The following is a 13,398-nucleotide window of genomic DNA, read 5'->3' on the forward strand; positions in this document are numbered from 1 at the left end:
GGCGCGCGGCCGGGGTTGAATGTCAAACGTGGCGGATAAAACGCTCGATAGTGTCGTCGGGGCGCAGGGTCAGGACCTCGCAGCCATCCTCGGTCACCAGCAGGGTGTGCTCCCACTGGGCGGAGTCGCCGCCGTCCTTGGTGGTCACGGTCCAGCCATCCTTCGGATTGACCTTGCAGTGGTACTTCTTGCTGTTGACCATGGGCTCGATGGTGAAGCACATGCCCGCTTTCAGCTCCAGCTTACCGCCGTTGCGGTAGTGGAGGATCTGCGGCTCTTCGTGGAACTCGGCACCGATGCCATGGCCGCAGTAGTCGCGTACCACGGAGAAGCCTGCCTGCTCGACGATGGGCTGGATGACGGCGCCGATCTCGGTGATGCACATGCCCGGGCGCACCCGCTTGATGGCGGCATAGAGGCTATCCTGGGCCACCTTGCAGAGCTGGCGACGCAGGGGGGTGGTCTGGCCCACGATGAACATGGCGGAGGTATCGCCGTGATAACCATCCTTGATGACGGTGATATCCAGATTGATGATGTCCCCTTCCCGCAGTTTCTTGTGGTTCGGGATGCCATGGCAGATGACATCGTTCACCGAGGTGCAGATGGACTTGGGGAAACCGTGGTAATTGAGCGGCGCGGGGATGGCCTGCTGCACGTCGACGATGTAGTCGTGGCAGAGGGTATTCAGTTCGTCTGTGGTGACGCCCGCCTTGACGTGGGGGGCGATCATGACCAGCACGTCGGCGGCCAGCTGGCCGGCGACACGCATTTTTTCAATCTCTTCCGGTGTCTTGATTTTAATGGACATGGGATCTCTCTTGGGGCCTGATTGCGCATCCTGCCGATGCCCAACAACCAGGTAATGAAAAATAGATGCGTTTGCAATCAGGGCGAAATTTTATCCCCAACCCCCGTTTACTTCCAGTGTGATCGTCATCGCAACGTCATCAGGCGGTCGCACCATGGTCCGGGATCCATTTTTAGCACCCGGGCTGGTGGTGTCATGACCAAAGTTATGGTATAAAGCGCGCCGGAATGGGGAACTCGTGTCCTCATGCCATCACCCTTACTCAACAACACACACACATCGACACATATGCCGGGGTGCCTTAACGGGTCGGTTATATGGGATGTGTGGAGGCCTAACCCCAATACAGAGGTATAAAATGGCTAAAGTTTCTATGCGCGACATGCTGCAAGCCGGCGTTCACTTCGGTCACCAGACTCGTTACTGGAACCCGAAAATGAAGTCCTACATCTTCGGCGCCCGCAGCAAAGTTCACATCATCAACCTGGAAAAAACCGTTCCGATGTTTGACGATGCCATGAACTTCATCAGCTCCGTAGCTGCCAAGAAAGGCAAGGTACTGTTCGTAGGTACCAAGCGTGCCGCGTCTGAAGCCGTCAAAGAAGCCGCTGAGCGTTGCGACCAGTTCTATGTTAACCACCGCTGGCTGGGCGGCATGCTGACCAACTGGAAAACCGTTCGTCAGTCCATCAAGCGCCTGAAAGATCTGGAAACCCAGAGCGAAGACGGTACCTTCGACAAGCTGACCAAGAAAGAGGCGCTGATGCGTACTCGCGAAATGGAAAAGCTGGAGAAGAGCCTGGGTGGTATCAAGAACATGGGCGGCCTGCCTGACGTTCTGTTCGTTGTCGATGCCGACCACGAGCACATCGCTATCAAAGAAGCCAACAACCTGGGTATCCCGGTAGTTTCCATCGTTGATACCAACTCCAACCCGGACGGCGTTGACTATGTCATCCCGGGTAACGACGACGCTATCCGTGCCGTACAGCTGTACCTGAACGCTGCTGCTGACACCGTTCTGGAAGCCCGCGAGCAGGACATCGTTGTTCAAGCCGAACAAGATGGCTTCGTTGAAGCTGAGTAATTGATAAGGACTGAAAAGCCCTTATTAACCAAGCTGATGTAATTGGTTAGCAGGGGCCCTTGTGGCCCCTGTTTCTTGTCAATTCAAGACCGAGGATACTGGACATGGCAAACATTTCTGCCGCCCTGGTAAAAGAACTGCGCGAGCGCACCGCCGCTGGCATGATGGATTGCAAAAAAGCGCTGGAAGAAGCCAACGGTGATATCGAGCTGGCTATCGAGAACATGCGTAAATCCGGTCAGGCCAAGGCCGCCAAGAAAGCTGGCCGTATCGCCGCTGAAGGTGTGATCTTCGCCCGTACCGAAGGCAACGTTGCCGTCATGATCGAGCTGAACTGCGAGACTGACTTCGTTTCCAAGGATGCCGGTTTCCTGGCCATGGGTCAGAAGATCGTCGAGATCGCTGCTACCCAGAAAATCGCTGACGTTGACGCGCTGAAAGCCGCCGACTTCGGCAACGGCGAGTCCGTCGAACTGACCATCACCAACCTGATCGCCAAGATCGGTGAGAACATGAACCTGCGTCGCGTGATGCTGGTTGAAGGTGACAACCTGGGCACCTACGTTCACGGCTCCCGCATCGGTGTTATCACCAAGCTGGTTGGCGGTACCGACGAGCTGGCCAAAGATCTGGCCATGCACGTTGCTGCCAACAGCCCGCAATTCGTCAAACCGGAAGACGTGTCTGCCGAAGTCGTTGCCAAAGAGCGCGAAATCCAGATCGACATCGCCATCAACTCCGGCAAGCCGAAAGAGATCGCCGAGAAGATGGTTGAAGGCCGCATGAAGAAGTTCACCGGTGAGGTTTCCCTGACTGGTCAACCGTTCGTGAAAGATCCTTCCATGACCGTTGCCGAGCTGCTGAAGAAAGAAGGCGCTGACGTTGTTTCCTTCACCCGTTTCGAAGTGGGCGAAGGCATCGAGAAGCAAGAGACCGACTTCGCTGCTGAAGTAGCAGCCCAGATCGCGGCCGCTCAGAAGGCCTAATCGAACCGGTTTTTCCGTTTCCCCAGACCGCGACTTATGTCGCGGTCTTTATATGACCAGGAATCAGTGACATGAGTACCAATCCCAAGCCTGCATACAGACGTGTTCTTCTGAAGTTGAGTGGTGAAGCCCTGCAAGGATCCGAGGGTTTCGGCATTGATCCGGCGGTGCTGGAACGGATGGCCCAAGAGATCAAAGAGCTGGTTGAGCTGGGTGTTCAGGTCGGTCTGGTCATCGGTGGCGGCAACCTGTTCCGTGGTGCCGGCCTTGCCAAGGCAGGCATGAATCGCGTGGTGGGTGACCACATGGGCATGCTGGCGACCGTCATGAACGGTCTGGCCATGCGTGATGCCCTGCATCGTGCTTATGTGAATGCCCGCCTGATGTCGGCCATCTCCCTGCAAGGGGTCTGCGACTCCTACAGCTGGGCCGAAGCCATCAGCCAGCTGCGCGCCGGCAAGGTGGTGATCTTCTCTGCCGGTACCGGCAACCCCTTCTTTACCACCGACTCGGCAGCCTGCCTGCGCGGTATCGAGATCGAAGCCGACGTCGTGCTGAAAGCCACCAAGGTCGATGGCGTGTTCACCGATGACCCGGTCAAGAACCCGGATGCCGTGCTCTATCAGGAACTGAGTTATGATGAAGTTCTTGAAAAAGAACTCAAAGTGATGGATCTTGCTGCTTTTACCCTGGCCCGCGACCACGATCTGCCGATCCGGGTGTTCAACATGAACAAACCGGGCGCGCTGCGCCGCGTGATCATGGGTGAGCCGGAAGGTACCCTGATCCACCAGGCCAGCAAGTAAGGCAAGTGTGAGCCCCAGGCTCGCTTGTCCATTACGCCAGTCAACAAGATAGATACGAGCCGCCTGTCGGCTCGTTCGCCAAAAGGAAAACCACTGTGATCAACGAGATTAAAAACGACGCCAAGGACCGCATGGGCAAAAGCGTAGAGTCGCTGAAGACCCAGATGTCCAAGATCCGTACCGGCCGTGCTCACCCGAGCCTGCTTGACGGCATCCAGGTGGAGTATTACGGTGCTGCCACTCCTCTGAAGCAGTTGGCCAACGTGGTGGCAGAAGATGCCCGTACTCTCTCCATCTCCATCTTCGATCGCTCCATGATCCAGGCGGTGGAAAAAGCCATCCTGACCTCCGATCTGGGCCTGAACCCGTCCAGCAACGGCCAGACTCTGCGCGTGCCGCTGCCGCCGCTGACCGAAGAGCGTCGCCGTGATCTGACCAAGATCGTCCGTGCCGAAGCCGAAGGTGCCCGGGTTGCCATTCGCAATATCCGTCGCGATGCCAACGCCGACCTGAAAGCCCTGCTGAAAGAGAAAGAGATCTCCGAAGACGACGACCGTCGCGCCCAGGAAGAGATCCAGAAGCTGACCGATACCTTCATCAAGCTGGTGGATGACGCCCTGGTTGTGAAGGAAAAGGAGCTAATGGAAATCTAAGCCTCCGACAGGTATATTACGAGCGCCGTGTAGTGCCCCTGCACGGCGCTTTTGTCTTTGTGGGAGAAATGAATGTCGCTTTTGGCAGCGCTAGGCGATAGCGCCAGCTCGTCCTTGCCCCGTCACGTCGCCATCATCATGGATGGCAATGGTCGCTGGGCCCAGAACCGCGGCAAGATGCGGGTTTCCGGGCACAAGGCGGGCGTGAAATCCGTGCGTGAGGCCGTGGCCTTTGCCGCCCGTGCCAAGATGGAGGCGCTGACCCTGTTTGCGTTTTCCAGCGAGAACTGGCGCCGTCCGGAAGGGGAAGTGAACGCCCTGATGGAGTTGTTCATGACGGTGCTGGGTCGCGAGGTGAGCAAGTTGCACAGCAACGGCATTCGCCTTCGGGTGATTGGCGACACTGCCCGCTTCAGCGAGCGGCTGCAGGCCAAGATCGCCAAGGCCGAGGCCCTGACCGCCAACAATCAGGGATTGACCCTCAATATCGCCGCCAACTATGGCGGTCAGTGGGACATCGCCCAGGCGGCCCGGACCCTGGCACGGGCCGTGGCGGCGGGTGAACTGGATGCCGAGGCGGTCGATGAGGCGGCATTGGGTCGTCATGTCTGCATGGCTGATCTGCCCCCCGTGGATCTGTTGATCCGCACCGGCGGGGATCATCGCATCAGCAACTTTGTCCTGTGGCAGCTCGCCTATGCCGAACTCTATTTTACCCCGGTCCTGTGGCCCGATTTTGACGAGGCCGAGTTCAGTGGGGCAGTTGCCTCCTTCGTTGCTCGCGAGCGTCGCTTCGGGTGTACGGGTGAACAGATCCGGGAATTGATCGCCGCGCAACAGACCGGCTAAACCCCGCTCCCAAGAGAGAGGTTTCTTTTGCTAAAACAACGAATTATTACCGCATTACTGTTAGTTCCCCTGGTGTTGGGGGCGCTGTTTTTTCTGCCGTTGAAATTCTTTGCCCTGCTCGCCGCCCTGGTCTTTCTGCTGGCCAGCCGTGAGTGGAGTGCCTTCGTCACTGCCCAGCCGCAACAGTGGTTGCCGCTGGTGTTCTGTCTGCTGCTGGGGGCCAGCCTGTTCTGGGTGCCCGTGGAGCAACTCTGGATCCCCCAACTGCATCCGCTGGTGATGGGCGTGCTCTGGACCGCCGTCAGCTGGTGGCTGCTGGGGCTGCTGCTGGTGCTGCGCTACCCGCAAAGCGCCAGGCTGTGGCGTGAATCCATCTGGCTCAAGTCCCTGTTCGGTCTGGTGACCCTGGTTCCCTTCTTCTGGTCCCTGGTGGCCATTCGCGGTTACAACTTCTACCACGACCCCATGATGGGGGCCTGGATCCTGCTGTTCGTGATGGGACTGGTCTGGGCGGCAGATTCTGGCGCGTATTTTTTCGGCAAGGCGTTCGGCAAACACAAGCTGGCACCGGCCGTGAGCCCGGGTAAAACCATCGAAGGCATGCTGGGTGGGCTGTTTACCGCCAGCCTGCTGGCCATCGGCGTGACCTGGTTCATGGGCTTCGTGCCTGCCAAGATGGGCACCGTGCTGCTCTGTTCCCTGCTGGCGGTGCTGGCCTCCGTGCTCGGCGATCTGGCCGAGAGCATGTTCAAGCGGGAAGCCGGCATCAAGGATTCCGGCACCCTGTTGCCGGGCCATGGGGGCATTCTCGATCGCATCGACAGCCTGACGGCGGCGCTGCCCGTCTTCCTGCTCAGCTACCTGTTGCTCGGTCCGGAGTTTTGATGTTTCGCGCACTGATGATCCCGGGAGCGTCCCGCTCCATCAGTCTGTTACCCAATCAGGAGTCTTGATGCAAAACCTGGTGATCCTGGGAGCGTCAGGCTCCATCGGTCAGAGCACCCTTAAGGTACTGCGCCACAACCCCGGGCGCTGGCAGGTGCTGGCGCTGACCGCTGCCCGCAGCGTGGATGCCATGCTGCGCGACTGTCTCGAATTCTCCCCCCGGTTCGCCGTCATGATGGACGAAGGCGCCGCCAGCGATCTGGCGGGTCGGCTCAAGGCTCACGGCAGCACCACCCGGGTGTTGTCCGGTCAGGCAGCCCTGTGCGACGTGGCTGCTCACCCCGATGCCCACAGCGTGATGGCGGCCATTGTCGGTGCGGCGGGTCTGGCACCCACCATGGCTGCCGTGCGCGCCGGCAAGCGCATTCTGCTGGCCAACAAGGAGGCGCTGGTGATGTCCGGCGCCTTCTTCATGGAGGCGGTGCGAGAGCACGGCGCCGAGCTGCTGCCCATCGACAGCGAACACAACGCCATCTTCCAGTGCCTGCCGGTCGACGTGCAGCGCCAGCCCGGTTTCTGCGATCTGGCCGGGGCGGGGATCAGCAAGATCCTGCTGACCGGCTCCGGCGGACCTTTCCGCTATGCCGATGTGGGTGAATTGCACCATGTCACCCCGGCGCAAGCCATTGCCCATCCCAACTGGTCCATGGGGGCCAAGATCTCGGTGGACTCCGCCACCATGATGAACAAGGGGCTGGAGTACATCGAGGCGCGCTGGCTGTTCAATGCGGCCCCCGAGCAGATCCAGGTGGTGATCCACCCCCAGTCCGTCATTCACTCCATGGTGCAGTACAAGGATGGCTCCGTGCTGGCCCAGCTCGGCAACCCGGACATGTGCACCCCCATTGCCCACGCTCTGGCCTATCCGGAACGGATCGAGTCCGGTGTGGAACCTTTGGATTTCTTCAGTGTCGGAGAGTTCAGCTTTATCCGGCCCGACTATGAGCGCTATCCCTGTCTGGCGCTGGCCATGAGCGCGTGCCAGCAAGGGCAGGGGGCGACCACCTCCCTCAATGCCGCCAACGAGGAGGCCGTCGCGGCTTTTCTTGCAGAGCGGATCGGATTTATGGATATTGCCAGAGTCAACGAATCCGTCATGGCCGAGCTGGGCAGCAGTGCTGCCGGCTCTCTGGCGGATCTCATCGCCCTGGACGGTACGGCCCGAGCCCGTGCCCAGCAACTGATAAAGGAGCTTGCCGTATGAACGGACTGTGGTGGCAGCCAGCCCCTCTCCATGCTCTCGAGCTCAGGACTGGACATGACCGCGAGGTACGCGGCTGATGGGCGGGGTTCTGTGGAATATCGGCGCCTTCATCGTGGCCCTCGGGCTGCTGGTGGCGGTGCATGAATTTGGCCACTTCTGGGTGGCTCGTCGTTGCGGCGTCAAGGTGGAGCGCTTCTCCATCGGCTTTGGCAAGGCCATCTGGCGTCGCCTTGGCAAGGATGGTACCGAATACGTGCTGGCCCTGATCCCCCTTGGCGGTTACGTCAAGATGCTGGATGGCCGGGTCGACGAACTCAAGCCTGGGGAGGAGGCGCAGGCCTTCAACCACAAGAGCGTCTGGGCGCGGATGGCCATCGTCGCGGCCGGCCCCATGGCGAACTTCGTGTTCGCCCTGTTCGCCTTCTGGCTGATGTTCATGATAGGGGTGCCGAGCGTCAAACCCGTGGTGGGCGAGGTGCGTCCCGCCTCCATCGTGGCAGAGGCCGGCATCCTGCCAGGCATGGAGATCGTCGGCGTCGGCGGCGAGGAGACCGGTGACTGGGAGAGCGTCACCTACGCCCTCATCAGCCACCTTGGCGATGACTCGGTCCAGCTCAAGCTCAAGGCGGCCAACACCAGCTATGCAGTGGACAAGACCCTGCAGCTGGCAGGCTGGAAATTCGACCCCGACAAAGAGTCCCCCATCGGGAGCCTCGGGATAGTGCCCCTCGGTGGCAAGGTGCTGCCCGTGGTGGAGGCCGTGGTGCCATCGAGCGCCAGCGAGAAGGCCGGCCTTCAGATAGGGGATCGCATCAAGGGGGTCGATGGAGAGGCCATCACCGAATGGGCCCAGTTTGTCGAGCGTGTCCAGCAGTCACCGGCGCAGCCGCTGCAGGTGACGGTGGAGCGCGGGGGCAGCGAGATGACCCTGACCCTGACCCCGGACGGGAAGAAAGTGAAGGGCCAGCTGGTCGGTTTTGTGGGCTTGTCGCCGCAACTGGTTCCATTACCGGATGAGTATCGAACTCTGTTACAGTATGGGCCTTTGCAAGCCCTGTGGCATGGGGTCCAGAAGACCTGGAGCCTGATCACCCTGACCTTCGACATGATAGGCAAGCTGATCGGTGGCATCGTCTCTTTGGACAACCTGAGCGGCCCCATCTCCATCGCCAAGGGGGCCGGCAGCAGCGCCGATTACGGGTTGGTCTATTTCCTCGGATTCCTGGCGCTCATCAGCGTCAATTTGGGGATCATCAACCTGTTCCCCCTGCCGGTGCTCGATGGTGGCCATCTGGTCTATTTCCTCATCGAGGCGATCACCGGCAAGCCGGTATCGGAAAAAATTCAGGAAGTTGGGTTCAGGATAGGCGCCGCCATTCTGATGTTACTGATGGGCATTGCGCTGTTTAATGATTTCGCTCGCCTCTGAGGCCAGAGCATCAACAAGGACACATAAGAACAAAATGGCTGTTAAAAAAGCATTGGTGTTGAGTTGCCTGCTGGGGGCCAGCTTCCTGGCTCAGGCTGCCCCGGCCTCTTTTGTGGTGCAAGACATTCAGGTCGAGGGCCTGCAGCGGGTGACCCTGGGTGCCGCCCTGTTGAATCTGCCGGTGCGGGTCGGTGATTCCGTCGACTCCGTGTCCCTGGCGAACGCCATCAAGAAGCTCTATGCCTCCGGCAACTTCGAGGACGTCAAGGTCTATCGCGACGGTCAGGTGCTGCAAGTGGTGGTCAAGGAGCGCCCGACCATCTCCAGCATCGAGTTCTCCGGCAACAAGGACATCAAGGAAGAGCAACTGACCCAGAGCCTGGAATCCTCCGGGATACGCGTGGGTGATCCGCTGGATCGCACCGTGCTGAGCTCCCTCGAGAAAGGGCTGGAAGATTTCTACTACGGCGTGGGCAAGTACTCCGCCAAGGTCAAGGCCATCGTCACCCCGCTGCCGCGCAACCGGGTTGACCTCAAGTTCACCTTCGTGGAAGGGGAAGCGGCCAAGATCCAGCAGATCAACATCGTCGGCAACAACGTTTTCCCGGAAGAGAAGCTGCTGGCCCAGCTCTCCCTCAAGGACGACGTGCCCTGGTGGAACTTCACCGGCGATCAGCGCTACCAGAAGCAGAAGCTGGCCGGTGACATCGAAGTGCTGCGCTCCTACTACATGGACCGCGGCTACATCCGCTTCACCCAGGAGTCCACCCAGGTCTCCATGACCCCGGACAAGAAGGGCGTTTACGTCACCCTCAACGTCAAGGAAGGGGAGCAGTACAAGGTTTCCGGTATCCAGCTCAAGGGTGACCTCATCGACCGCGGCGGCGAAATGAAGGGCCTCATCCCCATCGAGGCGGGTAGCGTCTACTCCGCCAGCCAGGTGACCCATACCGAAGAGGTGCTCTCCAAGTTCCTCGGCCGTTACGGCTACGCCTATCCGAAAGTGGTCACCTTCCCCCAGATCAACGACCAGACCAAGGAAGTGGAGCTCATCGTCAACGTGGAGCCGGGTCCCCGGGTCTATGTGCGCAACATCAACTTCAGCGGCAACGTCACCACCAAGGACGAAGTGTTGCGTCGCGAGATGCGCCAGATGGAGGGCACCTGGCTCTCCTCCGACAACGTCGAGCAGTCCAAGACCCGTCTCAACCGCCTCGGCTTCTTCGAGACCGCGGAAGTGGACACCAAGCGGGTGCCGGGCAGCGATGACCAGGTCGATCTGGACTTCAAGGTCAAGGAGCAGCCGGCGGGGTCCATCAACGCCGGTATCGGCTACGGCACCGAGTCGGGTCTGAGCCTGCAGGCGGGTCTGCAGCAGGACAACTTCATGGGGACCGGCAAGAAGATCGGCATCAACGCCAGCACCAACGACTACTCCAAGAGCGTCGACCTGAGCTATAACGACCCCTACTTCACCGTGGACGGGGTGAGCCTGGGCGGCCGTCTCTACTACAACAAGTTCAGTGCGGCCGACGCCAACATCGTGGACTACGAGAACACCACCGTCGGTTTCCGTCTCTCCAGCGGCTTCCCGGTCAACGAGAACAACCGTCTCGACTTCAGCCTGGGCTACGAAAACAACAAACTGTCCCAGCCCAACCCCTATGTACAGGTGGACGAGTTCTGGAAGGTCTACAACGGCAATCTGGATGGCGACAACCGCATGGTGTTCAACACCGTGGACGTCACCGCCGGCTGGACCCGCTCCACCCTCAACAAGGGTCAGTTCCCGACCTCCGGTGACCGCCAGCGGGTGAACGCCAAGGTGACGGTGCCCGGCATGGATCTGCAGTACTTCAAGCTCAACGCAGAAGATGCCCACTACTTCCCGTTTGATGCCGATCACAAATGGGTCATGCTGGCCAAGGCCCGTGCCTCCTACGGCGATGGCTACGGCACCAATGGCGATTACGAGCACGTTCTGCCGTTCTTCGAGAACTACTACGCCGGTGGTTTCGATACCCTGCGTGGTTTCAAGAGCAACACAGTCGGTCCGAAGGCGCTCTACTACTACAACTTGAGTGGTAACGACGTCATCCAGGGCACTGACAGCTCGGTCGGGGGCAACGCCCTGGCGGTGGCCTCGCTGGAAATGATCGTGCCGACACCCTTTGCCTCCGAGACCTATCAGCCCCAGCTGCGGACCAGCTTCTTCATCGACGCCGGTTCCGTGTGGGATACCCACTTCGACTACAGCCAGTATCAGAACCGTTGCTTCAGTGGTTGCAACTATCTGATGGACTACTCCGACCCGAGCAACATCCGGATGTCGACCGGTCTGTCGCTGCAGTGGCTCTCTCCCATGGGCCCGCTGGTGTTCGTGCTGGCAAGACCAATCAAGAAATACGAAGGGGACGACACCGAAGTCTTCTCCTTCAACATCGGCCGTACCTTCTAAGGGAAGCGGACGTCCCCCCGCCATGGCGGGGGGAAGCATGATGGGTCGCGCGTTTGCGTGCCTCACCAGGTAACAAGACGATCTCGTGGATCGCTTGCACAATCAGGTAAATCAGGTAGCCCTCGACCGAGGGACCAAGGAGTAAGTGTGAATAAAGCGTTGAAAGTAGCTGGTTTGAGCTTTGCACTGATGGCTGCCGGCATGGGTTCTGCCTTCGCTGAGACCAAGATTGCCGTGGTCGACATGGGCGAAGTCTTCCAAAAGCTGCCCCAGCGTGAAGCCGTTGCCAAGAAGCTGAAGGGCGAGTTCGAGCCGCGCATGCGTGAACTGCAGAAGCTGGAGTCTGACGGTCAGGCACTGGTCGAGAAGTTCAAGAAGGACGAAGCCTTCATGAGCGCCGAACAGAAGAAGCAGAGCCAGGAGAAGCTGGCCAAGCTGCAGATGGAATTCAACCAGAAGCGTCAGGCGTTTGAACAGGACAACGGTCGCCGTCAGTCCGAAGAGCGCAACAAGATCCTGACCAAGGTGCAGGCTGCCATTGACGCCATCGCCAAGAGCAATGGCTACGATCTGGTGCTGGAGCGCAACGCCGCCCCTTATGCAGCCAGCAAGCTGGACATCTCCGGCCAGGTTATTTCTCAGGTTAGCAAGAGCAACTAATTGATGGCATTCACTCTCGCACAGCTGGCCCAGCAACTGGGGGCCGAGGTCCATGGGGATGGGACCCGGGAAATTCGCAAGGTCGCGACACTGGAAAAAGCCGGGGAGGGGGAGATAGCCTTCCTGTCCAACAAGAAGTACCGGCATTTTCTGGAGCAGAGCAAGGCCACTGCCGTGCTCATCACCGAGGCAGACCTGCCGTTTTGCCCCACCAACGCCCTGGTGCTCAAGGACCCCTACGTGGGCTTTGCACGGGTTGCCCAACTGCTGGACACCACCCCGCAGCCGGCCATGGATATCCATCCGAGCGCCGTCATCGCGGCGGACGTGCAACTGGGCGAGAGAGTGGCCATCGGGGCCAATGCGGTGATCGAATCCGGCGTCGTGCTGGGTGATGATGTGCGCATCGGCCCGGGCTGTTTCGTTGGCAAGGATACCCGACTGGGAGCGCGCTCCCGGTTGTGGGCCAACGTCACCCTCTATCACAACGTGACCCTGGGCACGGACTGTCTGGTACAGGCCGGCACCGTGATCGGGGCAGACGGTTTCGGTTATGCCAACGAGCGCGGCGAGTGGATCAAGATCCCCCAGCTCGGCGGCGTGACCATCGGCAACCGGGTCGAGATCGGTGCCTGCACCACCATCGACCGCGGTGCTCTGGAAGATACCCGCATCGCTGACAACGTCATCATCGACAACCAGTGCCAGATCGCCCACAACGTCGAGATCGGCTACGGCACTGCCGTGGCGGGCTCCACCGTGATGGCCGGTAGTCTCAAGGTCGGCAAATACTGTATCATTGGTGGTGCCTCCGTCTTTAACGGGCACATGGAGATCTGCGACCAGGCCACCGTCACCGGCATGGCCATGGTGATGCGTCCCATCACCGAGCCCGGTATCTACTCTTCCGGCATCCCCCTGCAAACCAATAAAGAGTGGCGCAAGACTGCCGCACGGGTGATGCGTATCGAAGAGATGCACAAGCGGTTGAGCAAGCTTGAGAAAAAGCTGGATCAAGAATAATCACGATTGGTATAGGGTACTGTTTTGACTACTGAAAAGAAGAGCCTGGGCATCCAGGAAATCATGGATCTGCTGCCCCACCGTTATCCGTTCCTGATGGTGGACAAGGTGGAAAACTACGAGATCAGCGATGAGCGCAAGACCCTGCGCGCCATCAAGAACGTCTCGTTCAACGAGCCGATCTTCCAGGGCCACTTCCCGGCCAAGCCGGTCTTCCCCGGCGTGCTGATCCTCGAAGCCATGGCCCAGGCCACCGGTATCCTGGCCTTCACCATGGTGGGCAAGCCGTCCCCCAACGAGCTCTATTACTTTGCCTCCATCGACAATGCCCGCTTCAAGCGCCCGGTGGGCCCCGGCGATCAGCTGGTGCTGGATGTGGAGTTCCTGAAGGAGCGTCGCGGCATCGCCAAGTTCACCGGTGTCGCCACCGTCGACGGTGAAGTGGTCTGTACTGCCGAACTGATGTGCGCCAAGCGCGAGGTATAAC

13 protein-coding genes are annotated in these 13,398 nt (G+C 59.6%); 12 read left to right on the forward strand and 1 reads right to left on the reverse strand.

Annotated features, from left to right (window positions below; genetic code table 11):
• Positions 1-22: 22 nt before the first annotated feature.
• A complete protein-coding gene (map, locus tag AB5Y54_RS02675; RefSeq protein ID WP_010673402.1) occupies positions 23-811 on the reverse strand; it encodes a type I methionyl aminopeptidase in 789 nt (262 codons plus the stop codon).
• 358 nt (positions 812-1,169) lie between these two features.
• Between map and rpsB the strand changes: the two genes are divergently transcribed.
• From rpsB to fabZ, 12 genes are all read left to right on the forward strand, one after another.
• A complete protein-coding gene (gene rpsB / locus AB5Y54_RS02680) occupies positions 1,170-1,898 on the forward strand; it encodes a 30S ribosomal protein S2 (RefSeq protein ID WP_010673403.1) in 729 nt (242 codons plus the stop codon).
• Between the two features lie 104 nt (positions 1,899-2,002).
• Positions 2,003-2,884 carry a translation elongation factor Ts gene (gene tsf / locus AB5Y54_RS02685; RefSeq protein ID WP_010673404.1) on the forward strand — a complete coding sequence of 294 codons (882 nt, stop codon included), beginning with the start codon at positions 2,003-2,005 and terminating at the stop codon, positions 2,882-2,884.
• A 71-nt stretch (positions 2,885-2,955) separates the two neighbouring features.
• Positions 2,956-3,690: a UMP kinase gene (gene pyrH, locus AB5Y54_RS02690; protein WP_010673405.1), complete on the forward strand. Its 735-nt coding sequence runs from the start codon at positions 2,956-2,958 to the stop codon at positions 3,688-3,690.
• A gap of 95 nt (positions 3,691-3,785) precedes the next feature.
• Positions 3,786-4,343, forward strand: coding sequence for a ribosome recycling factor (frr, locus tag AB5Y54_RS02695; RefSeq protein WP_010673406.1), 558 nt, complete (start codon positions 3,786-3,788; stop codon positions 4,341-4,343).
• A 72-nt stretch (positions 4,344-4,415) separates the two neighbouring features.
• On the forward strand, positions 4,416-5,192 hold the full coding sequence (gene uppS / locus AB5Y54_RS02700; protein WP_039039427.1) for a polyprenyl diphosphate synthase: 777 nt from the start codon (positions 4,416-4,418) through the stop codon (positions 5,190-5,192).
• A 27-nt stretch (positions 5,193-5,219) separates the two neighbouring features.
• Positions 5,220-6,077, forward strand: a complete 858-nt coding sequence (locus AB5Y54_RS02705; RefSeq protein WP_039039428.1) for a phosphatidate cytidylyltransferase — start codon at positions 5,220-5,222, stop codon at positions 6,075-6,077.
• Positions 6,078-6,144: 67 nt separating this feature from the next.
• Positions 6,145-7,341 (forward strand): 1-deoxy-D-xylulose-5-phosphate reductoisomerase, encoded by a 1,197-nt coding sequence (ispC, locus tag AB5Y54_RS02710; RefSeq protein ID WP_182957482.1) that lies wholly within the window; start codon positions 6,145-6,147, stop codon positions 7,339-7,341.
• 76 nt (positions 7,342-7,417) lie between these two features.
• A complete protein-coding gene (gene rseP / locus AB5Y54_RS02715; RefSeq protein ID WP_069651739.1) occupies positions 7,418-8,770 on the forward strand; it encodes a sigma E protease regulator RseP in 1,353 nt (450 codons plus the stop codon).
• Positions 8,771-8,804: 34 nt separating this feature from the next.
• Positions 8,805-11,228 (forward strand): outer membrane protein assembly factor BamA, encoded by a 2,424-nt coding sequence (gene bamA / locus AB5Y54_RS02720; RefSeq protein WP_029313941.1) that lies wholly within the window; start codon positions 8,805-8,807, stop codon positions 11,226-11,228.
• Between the two features lie 147 nt (positions 11,229-11,375).
• Positions 11,376-11,888 (forward strand): OmpH family outer membrane protein, encoded by a 513-nt coding sequence (locus AB5Y54_RS02725; protein ID WP_029313943.1) that lies wholly within the window; start codon positions 11,376-11,378, stop codon positions 11,886-11,888.
• 3 nt (positions 11,889-11,891) lie between these two features.
• Positions 11,892-12,911 (forward strand): UDP-3-O-(3-hydroxymyristoyl)glucosamine N-acyltransferase, encoded by a 1,020-nt coding sequence (gene lpxD, locus AB5Y54_RS02730; protein WP_039039449.1) that lies wholly within the window; start codon positions 11,892-11,894, stop codon positions 12,909-12,911.
• Positions 12,912-12,935: 24 nt separating this feature from the next.
• Complete coding sequence (gene fabZ, locus AB5Y54_RS02735; protein ID WP_010673414.1) at positions 12,936-13,397, forward strand: 3-hydroxyacyl-ACP dehydratase FabZ; 462 nt, start codon at positions 12,936-12,938, stop codon at positions 13,395-13,397.
• The last annotated feature ends 1 nt before the right edge of the window (position 13,398 follow it).

Source organism: Aeromonas sp. s9 (assembly GCF_040907765.1).
GTDB lineage: Bacteria > Pseudomonadota > Gammaproteobacteria > Enterobacterales > Aeromonadaceae > Aeromonas > Aeromonas caviae.

Coding starts and splice junctions, on each gene's coding strand:
- map (WP_010673402.1), bottom strand. CDS start 811: ATGTCCATTAAAATCAAGACACCGGAAGAGATTGAAAAAATGCGTGTC.
- rpsB (WP_010673403.1), top strand. CDS start 1,170: ATGGCTAAAGTTTCTATGCGCGACATGCTGCAAGCCGGCGTTCACTTC.
- tsf (WP_010673404.1), top strand. CDS start 2,003: ATGGCAAACATTTCTGCCGCCCTGGTAAAAGAACTGCGCGAGCGCACC.
- pyrH (WP_010673405.1), top strand. CDS start 2,956: ATGAGTACCAATCCCAAGCCTGCATACAGACGTGTTCTTCTGAAGTTG.
- uppS (WP_039039427.1), top strand. CDS start 4,416: ATGTCGCTTTTGGCAGCGCTAGGCGATAGCGCCAGCTCGTCCTTGCCC.
- ispC (WP_182957482.1), top strand. CDS start 6,145: ATGCAAAACCTGGTGATCCTGGGAGCGTCAGGCTCCATCGGTCAGAGC.
- rseP (WP_069651739.1), top strand. CDS start 7,418: ATGGGCGGGGTTCTGTGGAATATCGGCGCCTTCATCGTGGCCCTCGGG.
- bamA (WP_029313941.1), top strand. CDS start 8,805: ATGGCTGTTAAAAAAGCATTGGTGTTGAGTTGCCTGCTGGGGGCCAGC.
- lpxD (WP_039039449.1), top strand. CDS start 11,892: ATGGCATTCACTCTCGCACAGCTGGCCCAGCAACTGGGGGCCGAGGTC.